At 30.3% G+C, this 20,288-nt stretch carries 18 protein-coding genes; 8 read left to right on the plus strand and 10 right to left on the minus strand.

Features of this window, described 5'->3' with window-relative positions:
* Nucleotides 1-24: 24 nt before the first annotated feature.
* From OW730_RS21915 to OW730_RS21955, 9 genes are all read right to left on the minus strand, one after another.
* Nucleotides 25-447, minus strand: a complete 423-nt coding sequence (locus OW730_RS21915; RefSeq protein WP_271226182.1) for a GNAT family N-acetyltransferase — start codon at nucleotides 445-447, stop codon at nucleotides 25-27.
* A 20-nt stretch (nucleotides 448-467) separates the two neighbouring features.
* Nucleotides 468-920: a GNAT family N-acetyltransferase gene (locus OW730_RS21920; protein ID WP_271226183.1), complete on the minus strand. Its 453-nt coding sequence runs from the start codon at nucleotides 918-920 to the stop codon at nucleotides 468-470.
* Between the two features lie 16 nt (nucleotides 921-936).
* Nucleotides 937-1,416 carry a GNAT family N-acetyltransferase gene (locus OW730_RS21925; RefSeq protein WP_271226184.1) on the minus strand — a complete coding sequence of 160 codons (480 nt, stop codon included), beginning with the start codon at nucleotides 1,414-1,416 and terminating at the stop codon, nucleotides 937-939.
* Nucleotides 1,413-2,666: a phosphoribosyltransferase gene (locus tag OW730_RS21930; protein WP_271226185.1), complete on the minus strand. Its 1,254-nt coding sequence runs from the start codon at nucleotides 2,664-2,666 to the stop codon at nucleotides 1,413-1,415. Before OW730_RS21930 ends, OW730_RS21925 begins: the two co-directional genes overlap by 4 nt.
* 33 nt (nucleotides 2,667-2,699) lie before the next feature.
* Nucleotides 2,700-3,572, minus strand: a complete 873-nt coding sequence (locus OW730_RS21935) for a methionyl aminopeptidase (RefSeq protein WP_271226186.1) — start codon at nucleotides 3,570-3,572, stop codon at nucleotides 2,700-2,702.
* Between the two features lie 153 nt (nucleotides 3,573-3,725).
* The gene (locus tag OW730_RS21940) at nucleotides 3,726-6,092 is read right to left on the minus strand and encodes a BMP family ABC transporter substrate-binding protein (protein ID WP_271226187.1); all 2,367 of its coding nucleotides are present in this window, start codon (nucleotides 6,090-6,092) and stop codon (nucleotides 3,726-3,728) included.
* Nucleotides 6,093-6,323: 231 nt separating this feature from the next.
* Complete coding sequence (locus OW730_RS21945; protein ID WP_271226188.1) at nucleotides 6,324-7,067, minus strand: DUF1266 domain-containing protein; 744 nt, start codon at nucleotides 7,065-7,067, stop codon at nucleotides 6,324-6,326.
* 1 nt (nucleotide 7,068) lies between these two features.
* Entirely contained in the window at nucleotides 7,069-8,457 is a 1,389-nt protein-coding gene (locus OW730_RS21950) for a hypothetical protein (protein ID WP_271226189.1), read from the minus strand.
* Nucleotides 8,457-10,148: an Hsp70 family protein gene (locus tag OW730_RS21955; protein ID WP_271226190.1), complete on the minus strand. Its 1,692-nt coding sequence runs from the start codon at nucleotides 10,146-10,148 to the stop codon at nucleotides 8,457-8,459. Before OW730_RS21955 ends, OW730_RS21950 begins: the two co-directional genes overlap by 1 nt.
* 199 nt (nucleotides 10,149-10,347) lie before the next feature.
* Here OW730_RS21955 and OW730_RS21960 point away from each other — a divergent pair, with 199 nt between their 5' ends.
* The 5 genes from OW730_RS21960 to OW730_RS21980 all read left to right on the plus strand — a co-directional run bounded on the left by OW730_RS21960 (nucleotide 10,348) and on the right by OW730_RS21980 (nucleotide 14,703).
* Nucleotides 10,348-10,749, plus strand: coding sequence for an ArsR/SmtB family transcription factor (locus tag OW730_RS21960; RefSeq protein WP_271226191.1), 402 nt, complete (start codon nucleotides 10,348-10,350; stop codon nucleotides 10,747-10,749).
* Between the two features lie 20 nt (nucleotides 10,750-10,769).
* Nucleotides 10,770-11,726 (plus strand): permease, encoded by a 957-nt coding sequence (locus OW730_RS21965; protein WP_271226192.1) that lies wholly within the window; start codon nucleotides 10,770-10,772, stop codon nucleotides 11,724-11,726.
* Between the two features lie 24 nt (nucleotides 11,727-11,750).
* A complete protein-coding gene (locus OW730_RS21970) occupies nucleotides 11,751-11,978 on the plus strand; it encodes a thioredoxin family protein (RefSeq protein WP_271226193.1) in 228 nt (75 codons plus the stop codon).
* 380 nt (nucleotides 11,979-12,358) lie between these two features.
* On the plus strand, nucleotides 12,359-13,294 hold the full coding sequence (locus OW730_RS21975; protein WP_271226194.1) for a CobW family GTP-binding protein: 936 nt from the start codon (nucleotides 12,359-12,361) through the stop codon (nucleotides 13,292-13,294).
* 221 nt (nucleotides 13,295-13,515) lie between these two features.
* A complete protein-coding gene (locus OW730_RS21980; RefSeq protein ID WP_271226195.1) occupies nucleotides 13,516-14,703 on the plus strand; it encodes a NupC/NupG family nucleoside CNT transporter in 1,188 nt (395 codons plus the stop codon).
* Nucleotides 14,704-14,812: 109 nt separating this feature from the next.
* Here OW730_RS21980 and OW730_RS21985 read toward each other — a convergent pair.
* A protein-coding gene (locus tag OW730_RS21985) for an IS3 family transposase (protein WP_442945378.1) occupies nucleotides 14,813-16,149 on the minus strand; the annotation gives its coding sequence in 2 pieces (ribosomal slippage) (nucleotides 14,813-15,768 and nucleotides 15,768-16,149; 1,338 coding nt in all).
* Between the two features lie 245 nt (nucleotides 16,150-16,394).
* Here OW730_RS21985 and OW730_RS21990 point away from each other — a divergent pair.
* The 3 genes from OW730_RS21990 to OW730_RS22000 all read left to right on the plus strand — a co-directional run bounded on the left by OW730_RS21990 (nucleotide 16,395) and on the right by OW730_RS22000 (nucleotide 20,205).
* The gene (locus tag OW730_RS21990) at nucleotides 16,395-17,969 is read left to right on the plus strand and encodes a Spy/CpxP family protein refolding chaperone (RefSeq protein WP_271226196.1); all 1,575 of its coding nucleotides are present in this window, start codon (nucleotides 16,395-16,397) and stop codon (nucleotides 17,967-17,969) included.
* 122 nt (nucleotides 17,970-18,091) lie between these two features.
* Entirely contained in the window at nucleotides 18,092-18,766 is a 675-nt protein-coding gene (locus tag OW730_RS21995; protein WP_333781236.1) for a response regulator transcription factor, read from the plus strand.
* Nucleotides 18,766-20,205 carry a sensor histidine kinase gene (locus OW730_RS22000; protein ID WP_271226198.1) on the plus strand — a complete coding sequence of 480 codons (1,440 nt, stop codon included), beginning with the start codon at nucleotides 18,766-18,768 and terminating at the stop codon, nucleotides 20,203-20,205. The genes OW730_RS21995 and OW730_RS22000 overlap by 1 nt, the downstream gene beginning before the upstream one ends.
* The last annotated feature ends 83 nt before the right edge of the window (nucleotides 20,206-20,288 follow it).

Genomic DNA, 20,288 nt, shown 5'->3' on the forward strand with positions numbered 1-20,288 from the left:
AGATTATAACCTATTCCTTGTTTTTTATTTATTGTCTACCAATAAAAACATCCCCGCTCCACCAGATACAGATGGTCTTTTTTCAAATCCAAACTTTTCATAAAAACCTTCTTTTCCAGAAGCACTCATAAGTTCAATGCAAAACTTCCACCCTTTTGGTGTTTTTTCTTTTAAAAAAGTTAACATATCATTAATAAGAAGTTTTCCAATACCTTTCCCTTGATATTTAGGATTAACTACTACATCTTTAATAAGATAAGACATACTATTGTCACCTATAATTCTTCCCATTGCGATAATCTCATCACCATCTAATACACAAGCATTATATAATGAATTCTCTATTGCTATTTCTATTTGTTCAAGAGTAGGATGTCCCCATCCAACCCCTTCTACTAAATTAATAAATTTTTTTCCTGTTAAGATCCCCCTCTTTACTTCATACACATTTATCACCTACTCGTTTATTATTTTTTCAATCTCATCTCTATAGTATTAGGTCTAAATCCCATGGTTTTATAAAACTCAATAGTATTATTATTATCACAAGAAACTGCGAGTGTAATATCTTCACAACCATTTGCTTTTAGCCATTTTATATGACCTTTCATTAACTCTTTTCCAATTCCAGTTCCTCTAGATTCCTCAACCACATGAAGGGAATGTGTTTCCCCCTGATTTCCTTCAAATGCAGAAATACAGTATCCCAATAAAATGCCGCTATCTTCATCCTCAGCTAGGGTAATTTTTATATGTTCTTTATCAAAGACGCTGAATCCATTTATTCTCTCTTCAAAAACAATATCTGAATAGATATACTTAAAATCTTTCGATATATCCTCATGAAACTTTCTATTCCTCTCCCAGACTTCTTTAATAATCGAAACCTCACTAAAAGGTATATCTCTATAACAAACCATAATTTATCCCCCCAATCTATGCAATTTCAAATTTCATAGGTGTAAACCTTATTCCATCAACAAGTTGTTCAGAATCAGTATCTTGAAAACCTAACTTATGATAAAATTCTACTGCATATGGTGATGAGTTAATGGTTATCTCATTAATATTAAAATTATCTTCAACTGCAGATAACACTGTTTCAAATAACTTTCTACCAATTCCTTTCCTGTGATAGTTTTTATCTACAAATAGCAAAACTATATGACTTACTTGTCTAGTTGCAATAACTCCAACAAGTTTTTCTTTATCATAACACCCGAAAAAATTCAAATTATCATCTTCTATTTTGTTTTTGATTGAATTAAAATCTAAGAACTCCACAAATGTTTTCACTCCTTCTTCCCAAAAATCCGGGGCTTCAAATTCCATAAAAACATTGTAAATAAGCTCTAATGCCCTTTCTAACTCTTCTATTTTCATTGGTCTAATCTCATATTCTAATAAATTACTCAATACTCTTCCCTCCATTTCTCTATTTTTTCTTCAATATATTTAAAGTTCTCATAGATATCTAAAAGTCTATTTTTGATTGTATCATCAAAACAATTTTCATTGATATATGTGTAATAATCCATTTCATGATAAATCATTTTTAGTTTATAAAACTGTCCATTGTTGTACCAACTATGAAGTTTTTCACTATTTTTAATATACTTTATTTGATCATGGAAGAACTTGTAATGCCTATAGCATAAAGGGGTTATTAAATCTACATCATTTAAATGAAATGCTGGATAATTTGGAAATTTTGAAGTATATAGTTTAGTATCCCATCTGCACTCCAATACACCTGTTGTAATATTTATGAACACCTTTGAAAGTTCTTGTTTGATACCTTTTATTGTACTTCCAGTACCAGTATTATCATCAAGTAAAATTACATTTGCATTTTCATTATATTGATTCTTTAAAACCTTCATCTGCTGGGATAAAGAAAACTCACAGTAATGAGAATTATCATAATTAGATAATCTAACATATTCAAAATTAATATTGGTATCTTTTCCAACCTTTCTATTAATATATTTCTGAATAGATATATAAAATGGTGGAATTAATACCGCTCCCTGCAATGGAGAGATAATAATATCTTGATTTTTTAAGTAATCACTGTACACAAAGTAAGTTACAAACATAATAAAAATATTATCCATTTCTGAGTATTCTCTTACCTCTTGTATATGAAGCTGCTGCATATCACATAGAATATTATCTAATAATTCCTTAGATATAAAAGGAACGCTTTTAAAATCCTCATTAAAAATTATACAAACTAAATAATCAGTGAACTGCGATAAATATGTTTTAAGGGATATATAATACTTATTTTTCAATTCTTCATGAGCAAAACACACACCAAGTAATTTTCCTATGTAAGATACCATGTACTCTGTTAAAGAAAAAATAATATACTGTTTATTTTGAAAGGACATATCAGAATTAATAATACTCTTTGCATCCGAATCTATACTTAAAATCAAATTTATAGTTTCCTTTAAATCTGTAGAATAATAACTTCTATTTCTATTGCAATAAAAGGGTTCTTTTAAACTAAGGTATTTTTCTAAAATATACTTGTACTGTTTATAATCATTTTCAAATTCCTCAACCGCAATATACGCCTCTCCAACAAATCCAAATTTATACTTAAATAATATAGTTTTTCTTAAAAGTGACTCTTCTGTATAACATAATTTCTTCATCCTAACACCATCCAATGTTTTTCTTTTCTCTTTTTATTTTGATATTATCTCAACACCATCTTCAGTTACATGAATTGTATGCTCCCATTGAGCTGAAAGTGATCCATCAGCTGTAAATGCAGTCCATCCATTATCTGCATCTATAAATACTTTACGACTTCCACTATTTATCATAGGCTCAATAGTAAATACCATACCTGGTACTAGAATCATACCTGTTCCTCTTTTCCCATAATGGGATACAAAAGGTTCTTCGTGAATAGCAAGACCAACTCCATGTCCTCCAAATTCTCTAACAACAGAGCACCCATTACTTTCTGCATGATTTTGAATTGCTTCTCCTATATCACCTAATGAACTCTGCCATGGCTTAATTGATTCTATTCCTTTATATAAACATTCTTTAGTTACTTCAACAAGTCTTCGTGCTTCTTCACTTACCTCCCCAATCTTAAACATTCTTGATGCATCTGAGAAAAATCCGTTAAGTATTGTTGTTACATCAACATTTATGATATCTCCATTTTTAAGAATTACCTCTTTACTAGGTATTCCATGACATACCTCATCATTGATAGATGTACAAAGGCTCTTTGGAAACCCATTATAGTTTAGATCAGCAGGTATTCCACCGTGAGATATTGTATACTCATGAGCTAATGTATTTATTTCTTCTGTACTCATACCTTCTTTTATATTCTTACTAATTAAATCTAAAAGAGCATTGTTGATTTTAGCACTTTCTCTTATTCCCTCAATTTGTTCATGGTTCTTAATCATAGCTCTCGTTGGAACTTCATATCCTTTCTTTTTTAATCTTTCTAACTTTTCATCAAATTCCATATGACACTTCTTATATTTTATGCCACTTCCACACCAACATTTATCATTTCTAATTAAACTCATATATCTCTCCTAGTTATACCCTCATATTTAAGTGCCCGCATTCCAATATGTAAATTATATCATGTATTTCTAATAACAACCATAAATCAACATCTATTCTATTCCGAAATAAAGCCAGAGAAATTATTTCCCTGGCAATTTATAACTTCATCTTTATTTTCTACTTTTTTCGGGTGGTGACAGTCCCTCTATATAATCTTTTAATTCTTGTTCTGTTTTAGGAACAAGAATTTTACCTTGACTAATTTCATCTCTTAAAATAATAACCTTTTGTTCTGCTTCATTATTTAGATAATAAAAAGCATTACTTAAAGATATATATCTTCCCTGTATTCCCAAATTCTTAGTTCCTTTTGATAATGTTGAAGCTTTGTAGTTCTTTATTGCATATTCCACTGCTTCTCCTATACCTTTTTCCATGCTGCATTCTATTCTACTAGCATATTCAGGATACATATCTTTTTTTGCACAATCAATACCCAAGAAATTCAAGTTCTGCTTTTTACTAAGTCCTTCTGCAAATTTGTATGCTCCAATTTCACAAGCTCCATTAACATTTATGATATAATCGCATCCTTTAGAATACAGTGTGTTTGCAGCTTTAAACCCTTTATCCATATTTGCAAAAGTTCCAGTAAATTCTACCATATCTTCATTTAATAATAACTTTCCTGCTTCTTTATTTGTTGTATAAACCCCAGCCGTAAATGCAGAAAGATATTTCTTAACTAATGATATTTCCATTCCACCTATAAATCCAACCTTATTGCTTTCTGTTTGCAAACCTGCCAATGCACCTAATAAGAATGCACCTTTTTCCTCATCAAACATCAACGATGTTACATTTTTATTTTCGCTTTCAGCATCAATTAATACAAAAGACTTTTCAGGATATTTATCAGCATAAGAACCAATAACCTCATCAAACATAAACCCAACAGCTATGATTAAGTCTGAATCTTCAATAGTTTTTACAACTTCTTTATCATCATTATGAATATTACTAGCTTCTACAACCTTATAATCAATCCCATAATTACTCTTTGAATATTTAAGTCCATTAAACGCTGACTCATTAAAGCATTTATCATTTACATCTCCCATTACTAATAAAGCAACTTTTTCATCCCCAAATTTATTATTAGTAAATTGATTGTTTTTCAAAATTATATTCCCTTTATAGTTTTGATCAAGAAACGCTTTACTGCTGTTATTAATAAATTTAGAGTTTTGAATTGTTACTTCTCCTGTCTCATCTACACGTCCTGATATTAATTCCCTATATCCTGCCTCATTATTTTCAAAAACACATTCATTAAACTTCACATTGCTGCTATTATTTATTACCGCACCATATAGATCTTTGTTATTCCTAAAAATCGAATTGTCAAAAGCAATATTTGAAGAACCACTTACTGTCATTATTCCATAACTACATTCCTCAATTACTGAATCTTTAAGATTAAGATTAGTTGTTCCAGATAGTGTTAACCCTTCAGTTCCACATCCATAAAGAACACAGTTTTCAATGCTAATATCTTTACAATAATCAAACTTCAAAACTCCTCCAGTACAATATCCTTTTCCTCTTGTATGTCCAATTGTAAGATTTTTAAAGTTGATTCTTGAACATGATACAAAATTCATTACATTAGCATATCTAGGATCAACAAATAATTCTACACCATCTTCACCCTCTAAAGTTAAGTCTGTTATGTTACTAAAGACTATTTCTTTACCATCAAAAACTTCATTATATCCTATAAAAGAATTTTTTACTTTATTGCTTAACAGGTCATACTTACCTTTTTTCAAACGTATGGTTCTTCTTGAACCTAATGCTTTCATTAATTCTTCACTGTTTGAAACAGTAATAACACCACTTTCAGCAATTTTACTTTCTGAAATAAGTATCTTCTCATCTGCTTTTACAGTGATATTTTCTATGGTAACTATCTTTTTATCAAAATAATCATATATATTGATGTTAACCTGTTTGTCTTTTATTTCAGGATAAATAAAATTTAATTTCTCTATATCCAGCTTTTCACTCAAACTATTATTTTCATTATCTACAAACTGAAAATAAACTCCATTAAAGAACTGAGAATACCCCTCTGGTGTCATATTTAATGAGACAACTTGCCCAACTCCACTTTTGTTTTTTGTTATAAATAATTTAAAATATATCTTTTCACATTCTTCTTTAATGATTTCTCCATCATGCTTTTCATATACTTTCTTATTGCCATATTCATCAAGATAAGTAATCTTTGGAATAGAATTTTTACTTACCTCCTTTTTTGTCTTTATGTTTATCCATTTCCCTTGTCCATCCTTAATGTACATTGGAACACCTTTTTTTATATCCCCATTATCCTCTCCATTGTGCAATTGATTAAGGGAATATCCTTTATTTCCAATAACCACAGTGAATTTAGGAATATCTGCAAAAGTTACAGTTTCCAATAAAAATACCATTAATAAAAATATTGATATAAATTTTGTTTTTCTACTCATAATCAATCCCCTTTATGTAACATGAATTTTATACCAATAAATTATATACCTATTTTTACTTCTAATAGTTACACAGAAATTACATTTATGTTAATATCTTTTAACATTTTTATTCATTCCACTTAAGAAGCATATATTTACTCCAATAATGTTGAGGTAATATAATTCTCTCCTCATTTCAATTGCCTGTTTTATTGTATTTCTCCTTATCATACGTTTTAATCTTCACTTTTACATAATATTAAACTCCCTAGGCCAAGGTAATTTGGTCCATATATTATATCCAACTTGATTCATTACACTATGTTGATCTAATCTATCTATTTTAGCGTTATTATCCTTTAATTTAAGAACCTCAAGTTCATACCCTAAACGGCATGCTACTCCAAAATCTTCATAGTTATAATATTTATCATAAATAATCCCTGCTATATTATTTACTTTTTCTAATACCTCTTCTTTATTTAAATATCCATAAACTCCACCTAATCTGCACAAACTTATTGCATTGGCTAGATCGTAAGCATATAACCCAGAACTTGTAACACTGTCAATATTCCTAAAGATTGTTTCATATTTCTCTTTCTTAGCTTTATTATTTTTATCATTTAAAATTTCATTTATATAAGCATTTGATAAAAGTTTTATCCTTTGAATTTCTCTTGATGCTTCTCTTGTAAATCCACTTCCTTCAATTAATCTATCAACTTCATCAAAAAATCTATTTGAGTTTTTAATACCATGTTTTTGCTCTACAAAGTTTTGTATAATATTTACTTGAGAGTTTTTTAATAAATGCAATTCTACTTCTGGAGCGCCATAAATAATTGCCTCAGGTAACTCATACTCCTGATTCTTTATAAGCTTCCAAATCTTCTTATGTTTTTTCAAAACATCCATATCCAACTTGTTTCCTAAAAAAGAAAGCATACCTAGATATAAAGCCCATAATTGCTGATTATTCTCTATCTTCATATTACTGCCCCTTTTTCTTCTTTTTCTTTTTTCTAATAAAGTAAATTACGCCTAAAACACCCCAGAATTTAGGGAACGCAAAGATAACTCCAAATATTAAGATTACCCCAATAGATAATACACCTAAAACTAATAACAAAATTATTAAAACCATTGATAAAAGAATGAACACATCTCTTAACCAACAAATGGATCTATAAAATCCATTAATTATAAACAATCTATTTTTCAATAATAATCTTTCAATTATAGTTGCATATCTATAATTGAAAGATTTATCGTAATTAATACCTATATTATATGATCTTAGTTTAATAAAACTTTTTAACTTCCTTTTACAACCTTTTAAAGCTTGTATTACCTTCTTTTCATTTAATACCTTGATATCATCATCTTTAATTTCTTTTAAAAGAAACAATGCTTTTTTATTATCATTATTTATCAATGCTATTTCTGCTATATATCTTTTAGCTTCTGCCTCATATCCTTCATAACCCTGTAACTTTTCAAAAGCATTAAAACTAAATTGATTATACCCTGTTTCAAAGTATGCCAATCCTTTTAATTTAAGAAAAAATGGTTTATCTATATCAATCTCTTTTTTTTCAACTTCATCACATATTTTCAAAACCTCATCATAATCACAGTTTAAAAATGCTTCATATGCTTCATTCCTTAATTTAAAGAATTCTTCTAACTGTTCATAACTATAATTTTCATTTTTAAAATATTCAAGATGATCATTATTTAATATTTTATCCTTCCAAATAAATTCTTCCTTAGAACTTAAGTCTAAGCTATCATCTATAAGAAGCCATATTTCATGTGAAAGCTGATAATATTCGTTAAAATATTTATATGAGTTTTCTTGAAAATATTCTTCTTCATTAAATGAAAGAGAATCTAAAATTTGTCCCCATTCTTCCCTTTTAAACCTTTTATTCATATCAGTATAGATTGGGTCAAATATATTTTTGCAATGTCTTAAATCTTGATCAATATCTTTATACTTATATCTTTCATTATCCTCAGTAAACTCCAACTCATCCCAAGATATTTTATTTTCCTCTAGCTCTTTATTTTCTTCCTCTCCATGGTATTCTTGCTCCTCTTCATCTTCTTCATAATCATAATAAGTATCTTTATAATTACTCTCTTCATAAACAAAAGCGTGAGTCTTTTTTCTTCCATCATCACTTGGAATAAAAACCTTTTTCTCACTTTCACTTTGCGATTTTATGTAATCACATGCTTTTTTATATGCACTTTGTATTTTAATTATCTCTTCTTGGTCTTCTGATTGATAAGCGACCTTTATAAGTTTTGCATATGCTCTCTTTACCTCTTTTAAAGTTGAATCAATTTCTACACCAAGTATATTCCACCACATTAAAAGTTCACCTCAACAAATTCATAAAACTCTTTAATTCTTTTTACAGCTTTTTTAATTTCATCAGGATTTTGTCTATCTAAAGCTGATTCAAATAAAAGCAGTTCATTTGCAATTTGTTCTCTCAAGTCACCTAGATGTGTTTCGTACAATCGCTCTCCTTTTGATAATAAAAACATATTCTCATCCTGTTTTCTTGGATGAATTTTTATTTTTTCCAGTTCTAGCATTCGCTTTTCTATTTCCTCGTCAGATAATTGATTATTATTCAAAAGTATAGCTTTTTTCACTTCTCCCGTATCAAAAGATTTAATCTCAACTTCCAAAATACCGTTTATATCATAAGTGAATCTCACAGTTATTGCTGCTTCCCCTTTGCCCTTTGGAGGAACTTTAATATTTAGTTTCCCTAAATTCAAATTTTCAGAAGCCTTTCTGCTTTCTCCTTGAAAAACCTCTACTTGTATAGAATTTTGATCATCTCGAACAGTACTGAATATCTGACTTTTACTATAAGGAATCATTGTATTTCTTTCTATTAAAGGACAAAAGTTATCATAGGAATACTCATTTTCACTTATTTCTTTCGCAACACTTATTCCAAGAGTAAATGGACATACATCAGTTAATACAGTATCTTTTAAATCCTCATTACGAGCTTTCATTGCAGCACAAATAGCAGCTCCTCTAGCAACTACTTCATCTGGATTCAAATGACACAAAGGCAAGAATCCAAATAGTTTTCCTACTAAGCTTCGTACTACATGCATTCTAGTTGATCCACCTACTAAAATCACCTCATCTATATCATCTGGATTAAAATTAGCATCTTTAATTGCTTTCTTTAAAGGTTCTCTAATCTTTTTTAATAAATCACTTACTACTCTTTGAAAGTCATCACTAGTTATTATAAGTTCATGACTTTCACCCATTACTTCAACCTCCAATTTTGTTTGTTTTTTAGTAGATAACTGAATTTTGCACTTCTCCACTAAGTATTTAATTCTTGAATATTCTTTAGGAGTTAATGAAGCCTTATCTATCTTTAATGAATTACACACATGATTTACTAGGGCAGCATCAAAATCCTCACCACCAAAATAATTATCTCCTGCAATTGCCCTTACCTCTAAAATAGAGTCAAAAATGTCTAAGATTGATACATCAAATGTACCCCCTCCAAGATCTACTATTGCAACAATTTTCTCATTCTTTGAATCATGCAAATGATACGCTGTTGCCGCAGCTGTAGGCTCATTAATTAATCTTTCAACTTTTATTCCTGCAAGCATAGCAGCTTCTTTAGTTGCCTTTCTCTGTTGGTCATTAAAATATGCTGGAACACTTATTATTGCCTCTTCAACTTTCTCATTCAAAAACTCCTCAGCATCCTTAACTAATGATTTAATAATCAATGCAGATAAATCTACTGGAGTTAATGTATGTCTTCCCAGTCTGTAAACCTTATTTGTACCCATAAAACGTTTAAATGCACTTGCTGTATACTTAGGTTTAACTACTTGTCTTTCTTTAGCAGCTTGTCCGATAATTATTTCTCCTGAATCCAAAACACTAACTACAGATGGTGTTAATCTTTCCCCTAATGAGTTAGGTATAATAACTACATCATTATCTTTAAAACATGCAACAAGGCTATTTGTTGTTCCTAAATCTATGCCAATGATAGCCACGATACTTCTCCCCCTTTATTTCATCCATTATATGCCTTACTATACTTTTTATTCTCTAGGTCTCATTTTATCACAATATAATCATATCTAAATAAAAATTATCAATTTTTTCTATAATTTCTGTTGCATTTTTCATAAAACAGGAGTACTATATGAGTGTAAGCGAATATAATGATATAGTAATATAGGAGGAACTAATATGGACTTTGTAGATATATTCAAGATGTTAAGTGATGAAACAAGAATCAGAATTCTTAATCTATTAGTAGACAATAAACTATGTGTATGTGAAATCGAGACAATTTTAGATATTACTCAATCAAATGCTTCAAGGCATTTAAACAGATTAAAAACAGCAAAAATCATAGATTCATATAAAGAATCTCAGTGGATTTATTACACTATCCATGAAAAATTCATAGCAGAAAATAAAAAACTTTATGACTATTTAATAGAACAAGTTCAAGCTGATGATCAGTGCAAGAATGATTTATCAAAATTAAAAAGATATGAGAAAAGCAGCTATACCAGAAGCGATATACGAGAGAAAAAAGATGAAGTTGCTACGGCATTAAAAATAAAATGTAACTGTCATAACTAAAATTAAAAGAAGGTGTTATTATGTTTGATTGGCTTTATAAATTAATAGAATTGTTGGTTGTGAATGTTTTTGGACTATCTATGGAATCTAAGCTTGGTTCTAGTGTTCATTTCTTCTTCTACGATACTATTAAAATCTTGATTTTATTAGGAACAATGATTTTCTTAATTTCCTACGTTAGAAGTTATTTTCCTGCTGAAAGAACTAAAAAGATATTAGAAAAGTTTGGTGGAATAAAAGGTAATATTATGGCTTCCTTACTAGGTATTGTTACTCCTTTTTGTTCTTGTTCATCAGTACCATTATTCATAGGATTTATTGAGGCAGGAATTCCTCTTGGAGTTACTTTTTCCTTCTTAATAACATCACCAATTGTAAATGAAGCTGCTTTTGTAATACTTCTTGCTTCATTTGGATGGAAAGTTGCTCTTATTTACGTTGTAACAGGAGTTATAGTTGGTGTTCTTGGAGGAATAATTATTGATAAGCTTCATATGGAAAAGCAAGTTGAAGAATATGTTTATCAAATTAAGATGGGAAGTAAAGAAATTGAAACCTTAACGAAAAAAGATAGAATAAATTTTGCAATACAGAATGTTAAGGATATTTTTAAAAGAATCTGGTTATTTCTAATTATAGGAATAGGTATTGGAGCAGCTATCCACGGCTGGGCTCCAGAGGACATTTTATCACAATACGCAGGTCCAGATAATCCACTTGCTGTATTTGTGGCTGTAATATGTGGTATCCCTCTATATTCAAATGCACTTGGAACAATTCCAATTGCTGATGCTCTTATAGATAAAGGGGTTGGTATAGGAACAGCACTTGCATTTATGATGGCAGTAACTGCTCTTTCTGCACCTGAGATGATCCTACTTAGAAAAGTAATCAAACCAAAGTTAATAGCAACATTTGTAGCAGTAACAGGAACAGCAATTATTATTGTTGGATACCTATTTAACATAATACTATAGATAAATATGAAGGGAGCGTTATTTATGATTATTAAGATTCTAGGTGAAGGTTGTTCTAAATGTGATGAGCAATTTGAAAATGTAAAAAAAGCTGTAGAAGAACTAGGAATTACAGCTGATATTCAAAAGGTTGAAGATTTTAGAGAAATAGTTGTTTACGGAGTAATGACTACACCAGCTCTTGTAGTTGATGAAGTAGTAAAATCTTCTGGAAGAGTGCTTTCAGTTAAAGAAGTAAAAAAACACCTGTAAAGTTATTAGATAATTATAGAAGTTGTTTAATGTTATTGCGTAATAAGAAACTATTGTGCTTTAGAAAAGCGAATTGAAAGTGGAAAATTGAAAATTGAAAACGTAGGATATTTCTCTTCGAGAAATTTTAATCATATTGTTCTTCGGACAAGAATAGTTTACTCGTTTCATCTTGATGAAACCTTGTATTCTAAATTACAATATTTTATCTTTGGATAAAATGAGTAAACACCTATTGCTCTATATAACAATAATATATATTTTTGCGGAGCAAAACCTCCATCGTTTTCCACTTTCCATTTTCAACTGTTCAGTTATGTTTTACGTAGCAGTGTTTCTCAATTGTGCATTAAAACTAGATATTTAAGGAGATGTTAAAAATGAGTAAGAAAATTAAATTATACATGCTTTCTGGTTTCTTAGGTGCAGGAAAAACTACTTTTTTAAAAAGTGTATTAAATGATATTTCTGATAAAAAAGTTGGAGTATTGATGAATGAGTTTGGTAAAATCAGTATAGATGGTGAGATTGTAAAAAGAGACGGATTGGAACTTGTTGAAATCAATAGAGGTTCAATATTCTGCTCTTGTTTAAAACTTTCATTCGTTGATACTATGTGTAAGATGGCTGATTTGGATTTAGATTATTTATTTGTTGAGAGTTCTGGACTTGCTGACCCATCTAATGTTGATGATATCTTATTTGGTGTTAAGCACAATAAAGGTGATTTTTATGATTACAAAGGAATAATCAGCATAGTTGATGCTCTTCACTTCTTCGATCAATTAGAAGATTTAGAGACAGTTGAGAGACAGATTAAACATTGTCACTTAGCTGTTATTAATAAAACTGATTTAGTTGATAAAGAAACTGTAGAAAAAATTAAAGAAAAAATCACAGAGATTAACCCTAAGACTACTATTCAAGAAGCTTCCTTTGCTAAGTTCAATTATGATTTTTTAAATGAAGATCTTCTTAAAAATCAATGGGCAGAGTCTGAAGAAACTACTAATACAAAAGAAAATAAACCTAAAACTCTAATGTTAACTTATGAAGGTGTTGTTAATAAGGAAGATTTAACTAAGTACTTAGAAGAAGTTTCAAAACATACTTTCAGAATGAAAGGTTTTGTTAAATTAGATGATGGTTGGAACCAAGTTGATGTTGTTAATAGAAAAATTGATTACAAGCCTTGTGAAGAAAAGCCTGAAGGTTGTCAATTAGTTCTTATATCAAAAATAGGACCAGCTATAATAAAACCTGCTATAGAAACTTGGAAAGAACTTATACCAGTTGAAATGAAACTTAAAAACTAAGATATGTGAAAAGCACGAATTTCGTGCTTTTTTTTCTAATTCAGAAAATTAATTTTCTTAATTAAATTTTCATTTTTACAAATCTTGTATTTTTAATGTTTTTTTAGTGAAAATATATTATAATACTAAAGTCGTCGTTTTTTGTCGACTTTTTTATTGTTTAGGTTGTTATAATTTAAACTAATATCATTAATAATATTTTTAAGGTTGGTGAAATTTAAATGTCTATGGTTTTAGGATTCATATGTATATTATTAGTTCTTACTATCGGATACATATTCTCTAATGACAAAAAAGGTATTCATTACAAATCAATTGGTATTATGTTAGTATTACAATTCTTAACTGGTTGGTTTGTATTAGGAACTGAACTAGGAATAAAAATTCTTGATTCTTTAAATTCAGTTTTTTCTTCGTTAATTACAAGTGCTAGTTCTGGAGTTCAGTTTGTATTTGGAGGGCTAGCTCTAGGTGAAAATGCTACATTTTTCTTTAGCGTATTATTAAATCTAGTATTCTTCGGTGCTTTATTTGAATTGTTAAACTATCTAAAGATACTTCCATTTATAACAAAATGGGTTGGTAAAATTGTAGGAAAGGTTACAGGTACTCCACAAATAGAAACCTTCCAAGCAATAAATAACATATTCTTTGGACAAAGTGATAGTTTATTAGCTATTAGATCCCAGTTTAAGTTCTTAAATGGAAACAGATTATTTACTGTCTGCGTTTCTGCTATGGCAAGCGTATCGGCTTCTATAATTGGTGCGTACATACAGATGATACCTTATGAATACGTATTTGTTGCTTTACCTCTTAACGTATTTAGCGGTTTGATATTGGCTTCTTTATTTACCCCTGTAAATATTCCTAAGGAAGAAGACGTGATAGATATCGAAAATGCTTCAACGTGCAAATCATTACTTGATGCAATATCTAATGGTGCAACTACAGGTTTCCAAACTGCAGTTATAGTTGGTGTAATGCTTATAGCTTATTTAGGACTAATTCATTTTATTAACACAATATTATCTGCTGTAGCAAACGGTTTAACTTTAGAAACTATCTTAGGATGGATTTTTGCTCCTATTGCATTCTTAATGGGTGTACCAACTAGTGATATAGTTTCTGTAGGTGGAATAATGGGAGAAAAAATTATAGCGAATGAATTCGTAGCTATGGCTCACTTAAAGAGTATAATAGGTACTTTACAACCTAAGTCTATAGCTATAATATCAACATTCCTAATATCTTTTGCAAACTTATCAAGTATTGGAATGGTACTAGGAACATTAAAGGTTTTTGATGAAAAGAAGGCAGAATTTATGACTAAGAATGCAGGTAAGTTATTACTTGTTTCAACTTTAGCTTCTCTAATTACCGCTTGTGTAGTTGGAATAATATCATAAAAAAGCACACGTGCTTTTAAGTTGACAGTTTACAAACAAAAGTTTATGCTAGTATAAAGCCCATGCTGAAATAAAATGTACCCTTTGTCAAGGACATTATAAAAAAAGACTATGCAGCAGCTTGAAGATGATTTCTGAATGATACAGGAGTCATCTTCTTTAAATTCCATTGATATCTGTAATTGTTATAGTAATCCATGTATTCATCTATTTCATCTTTAAGCTCGTCCAGAGCTGTGCATGATTTAATGTAAGCCTCATCCTTAAAATGTCCAAAGAATGATTCTTGAGGTGCATTATCCCAACAATTTCCTCGTCTAGACATTGATTGTCCTAATCCAAAACTTTTCACTAACTTTTGGAAATTGGGGCTAGTGTAATGTGCTCCTTGATCTGAATGGATAAAGGCATCAGGGGCAAGAGTAATATCTTTATTATTCAATAATTTATATATTGTATCAGTGGCGATATCTAGCGATAAGCTAGTGGCTACGTTATAAGCTAGTATCTCATTAGTAGAACCGTCTTTAATCGTAGATAGATATGCTCTTTTGTTATTACCATACGTTAGATAAGTTATATCTGTAAGCAGTACTTTTCCGGGGATATTTTGTTTAAACTCTCTATTCAATAAATTAGGGACAACTCTGTGCTCATGGGTGGCTTTCGCCATTCTTCTATAAGGATTAGCCTTCCTTATGGGGCAAACAATGTTGTATTTTCTCATTATTCTCCTTATACGCTTTAAATTATATACAATACCAAACTGACCGTCTAATGTCAGTTTAATTTGACGAGCACCTTTTTTACGATTCTTGAACTTGTATGCTTTTAAAATCAAGTCTTTTGCTACTTCATCACAAAGCTCTCGCTTATTTCTTGATTCCATGGCTGTTGCAGAAAAATAATTATAGTATCCTGACCTTGATACGCCCGATAGATTACATAAATAACTAATCATATTTTTCAAGTTATATTTTTTAACTGTATCTCTTATTATTATAAACTTGTCCTTAGGAAGTATTTTTATTTCTTTCGCGTCATCATCCTTTCCATCATATCGAGCTTTTTTAGAAGTTCGTTCTCAGCTTTCAGTAAATTATTTTGTGCTTGGAGTCGTGCATATTTCTCCTCTAAAGAAAGCTCTTTAGTTGTTGGCTTTCCTGAATTGTTTCTTCTTGTATCAGCTAAACCACATACACCATTATGTCTATAAGCAGCTCTCCACCTTTTACCAGATGATCTTACTCTTTCAATTCCTATGATATCTACATCAAATCCACATTCTTCGAATATTTCTCTAGGGAATTTTCCGTTCTGATTCTCAGCTATAAAGATTTTTTTGAATTCATCAGTATACGTAATTGCTTTATTAGTGACATTTTTTACGTATTTGTTTTGTGCCAAAGTTTCTATTTGTTCTTCTGTAAATATCTTTTTACTCATTTTTTATCCCCCGAATTCTCATTTATTTAATTATACATAAAAATACCCTATAAAGTAGACTTTTTTTATAGTGTCTACTCTATAGGGTACATTTTAAAAAGCATGGGCTTTTCTTTATTTCTCCCCTCCTTGCGATATTTTCTAAATTCCAAAAAAATTTTTCAATTTTCACATGGTTCTCACATAACTTCTTTACAATTACCTTAAGAAACCAAGAAGAAAAAAATATCTTAAGGAGGATAATTATGTATAATAAAAAATTAATCAAATTATTGCTTATTCCAAGTTTATTATTAGGCAGTGTTGGATATTTAACACTACAGTCAGCTGCTGCTCAATCTAAAGAGCAACAAAATGTAGAAGTACAAAATACAGATGAACATATGATAGAGAAGGTTAAATCTATATTATCTAAATATGATTTTTCAACTTTAACAGTAGAAGAAGCCAAGGAGATTAATGAAGGATTCAGGTCCGCCGGCTTTAAAGGTGGTAGAGAACTTGAAGAAAGCATTAGAGCAGCTGGTTATGATCCAACTGTTATCACTAAATTGGATCCACCTCCGGAATCAAAAAATGATAATAAAAATCCTAAGAAAAAAAATGATTCTGAAAAAAATGAAAGAAAAGACGACACTAAGATTCCTGAGAGAAAGGAGGATTCTGAAAAAGCCCTTGGACAAAATTATTCTATTGAACAAGCGATTTCAGATAATGCACAGTTGCATACTATAGCCTTTGATGCTCTAGCATTCTTCACTGGAGAACTGGGAAGTGACTCCTTCTTTCCACCTGGAAAAGTATCAGACTTCTTTGGTTTTCAATACTTTAGAGATGTAGATGCTGGGGAACTTGGTCATAATACTACTTTTTTATCAATTATTGCAAATAATGTTCTAAGTATTTTAAATGATGATCAACTTCATCAATTAAAATCTTTGGCAGTTGACCAGGAAGAACTTCTTATAGAATATGGATATGATCGTTTCCCATTAATGGATGCATTCCGCAGACTCCTTAAAAATGATCTACCTAGTAATACTACTTCTTTAAACCTTGATGCTGTAACCGATTATTCAAGTAACTTATATGAAATTGATGGATTACTTAGCTATAATAGAGCCAAAGTACTTGGAAATATTATTAATTCATTGGATGATGAACAAAGGGCTTACCTTGATGAAATGGCTGCAGGCAGTTCATTAACATGGCCTAAAAAAGAAGATCAGATAGATAAGAAAGATTTGACTCATGAACAACATGTTTTACTTATGACTTATGCCAGTGAGATGTTCAGCTGGTATGCAGGAGATGTAGACAGCGACACATACTTCTGCCCTGAAAGACATGGAACTTATTTTGGATCTTTTTATATGAAAGATATGCCTGCAATGGGTAACCCTGATTATACTATAAGTACTTCAATTACAGGAGATAGCGGTAAAGAGTTTTTAAATATATTAACTGATGAACAGAAAAAGTTAATTACTGACTTAGTAGATATTCAAAGAGATGATCTCCTTGAAATCGTTGAAACAAGAAGAGAAATAGCTAGCCAATTACGTGAATTTATAAATGGTACGGATGTTGATCAGGAAACTATACTGCAGCTGTCAAGAAAATACGGTGAACTTGATGGTGCGATTGTCCATAGTTACGCTACTCATTTCAGCAAAGTATACGAAACTTTAACTGAGGAACAAAAAGAGCAGCTAGTGAACCTTAGAAATCTTGATGATTACCAAGTTAAAGGAGCCTTCCTATACTCTGAACCAATTGATATGCCTGATATCATTGATACAGATTATCTATTTGAATAAGTATTAGTTAGATAATTTATTTAAGATAATTAAGATAAAAATGTTATAATATATCAAGAGAGTACCGCCATAGGTTATTTAGGCGGTATTCTATTTATTTCAAAAAAATAGGGGGCTATGTGATGCTAGGTAAAATCCTTTACGCTGATGATGAAGCGAATTATAGAAGGCTTATCAAGATGTTTCTAGAAAGGGCTGATTATGAGGTGATTACTGTTAGCGATGGTAAAGAAGCCATAGATATACTAAACAACAAAAATGATATTGACCTGGTAATATTAGATGTTATGATGCCTAAATTCAATGGTTGGCAAGCCTGTCATGTGATTAGAGAAAAATCAAATATTCCTATTATTATGCTAACTGCCCTAGGGGATGCCACAAATGAGGTTTATGGAATTGAAAAAGGGGCAGATGATTATATTGCCAAGCCATTTTCCCAAGAAGTTCTTATTGCCCGTGTAGGTGGATTACTCCGTAGAGTCCGTAAAAATAAGCAGGAACAATTCAATGATGAAGGCATGGCTTTTGAAGAATCTACAAACTCTGTTTATATTGATAATAATAAGATTACCTTAAGACCAAAGGAGTATGAACTATTAATGTGTTTAGTACTTAACAAATCCATTGTCCTATCTCGAGAACAGATTTTGGATAATGTTTGGGGATATGATTATTTTGGTGATCCCAGAACAGTTGATACTCACATTAAGAGCCTACGTTCCAAATTAGGGGATGAAGGAAAACGTATTAAGACCTTACGAAATAAAGGCTATTGCTATCGAGGTGTTGAATAATGAAATCGATCACAATGAAATGGATGTTGGCTATAGTTTTTTTATTAACTATATTAATTGGATCTCTTATGTTTGTGAATACTGTTTTTCTTGAAAAATACTATATATTCAAAACAAAGACACCTTTTGTTAATGAATATAAGGAATTATTAGAGGAATATCACAGTCTATCAAATGGTAAATTTCTAAATGCTTTAAAAAGCCGTAGTTCTGATACAGAATATAAGTATCGTGTGATTAATGAAAAGTATGATGTAGTGCTTTCATCGGCACCTGAGTTTCAAGAAGGTGATAAGTTTCCTCTGGCAAGGATTCAAAAAGAGTTTATATTAAAAAACAAAAAAGAGCTTACAGATGAAAAAATATTCTATGAAACCTTAAAAAGCGGAGAAATTGATCAATATGACATCACCTTAATAGCCAAACTAGGAAAAGACCATTTTTTAATGATTACCAAGCCTTTGCGGCAAGTAAGTGAAAATCTATCTATTGCCAATGATTTCATCATTATTATTGGTATTGGTATTTTGATAATAGGAGTACTGATTGCTTATTTGATGTCACGACGAATGGTAAAACCTGTATTAGAGATAACAGAAATAACAAGTAGAATTGCTCACTTGGATTTTTCAGAACGATATCAAGGAACTTTAAAGGATGAAGTTGGTACCTTAGGGGAAAGTATTAATAGAATATCAGAAAAACTTCATTGGACCATTAGTGATTTAAAGCAGGTTAATGCTGATCTTGAAAAGGAAATACAATTGCAAAAGAGATTTTTAGCTAGTGTATCTCATGAGTTTAAAACACCTGTAGGTTTGATTAGAGGTTATACAGAGTCACTGCATCTTGATATGGCTAAAGATAAGAAAGAGGAAAAAGAATTCACATCAATTATACTAAAAGAAACTGATCATTTAAATCGATTAATCAGCGATATTATATTTTTAATGCATATAGAATCAGGAATCTTTCAAATGCATATGAAGGATTTTGATCTATCAAGATCTATTCAAGAAATGGTAAATAAGCATTCTCAAGTGCAAAATGAAAAGCCCATTGAATTTTTAGTGGAAATACCTTCTACCTTAAATATTAATGGTGATGAAGGAAGATTGATTCAAGTTTTAGAAAACTTAATTTCCAATGGTATACGTCATGTTACCCCTGAGGGTATATTACGAATTACTGCTAAGAAATATAATAATTTAGTTAGGGTTGAAATCTTTAATAGTGGAGAACAGATTCCTTTGGAACACTTACCTCAACTCTTTGATGCCTTCTACAGTGCACAGGATTCCAGATCACGAAATAAAGGTGGTACTGGTTTGGGACTATCAATTGTTAATAGCATAATTCACAAGCATAATGGAGAATGTGGCGTTTTAAATAAAGATGATGGTGTGGTTTTCTGGTTTACACTTCCTATAAGTGATTGATACCCCAAAAGGGAGTATCAATCACTTATTCTATAACAGGTAATCTTTAAAACAAAAATAAAGTACAGAGTACAAGTCATTAT

The organism is Oceanirhabdus sp. W0125-5, from assembly GCF_027938815.1.
GTDB lineage: Bacteria > Bacillota > Clostridia > Clostridiales > Clostridiaceae > Oceanirhabdus.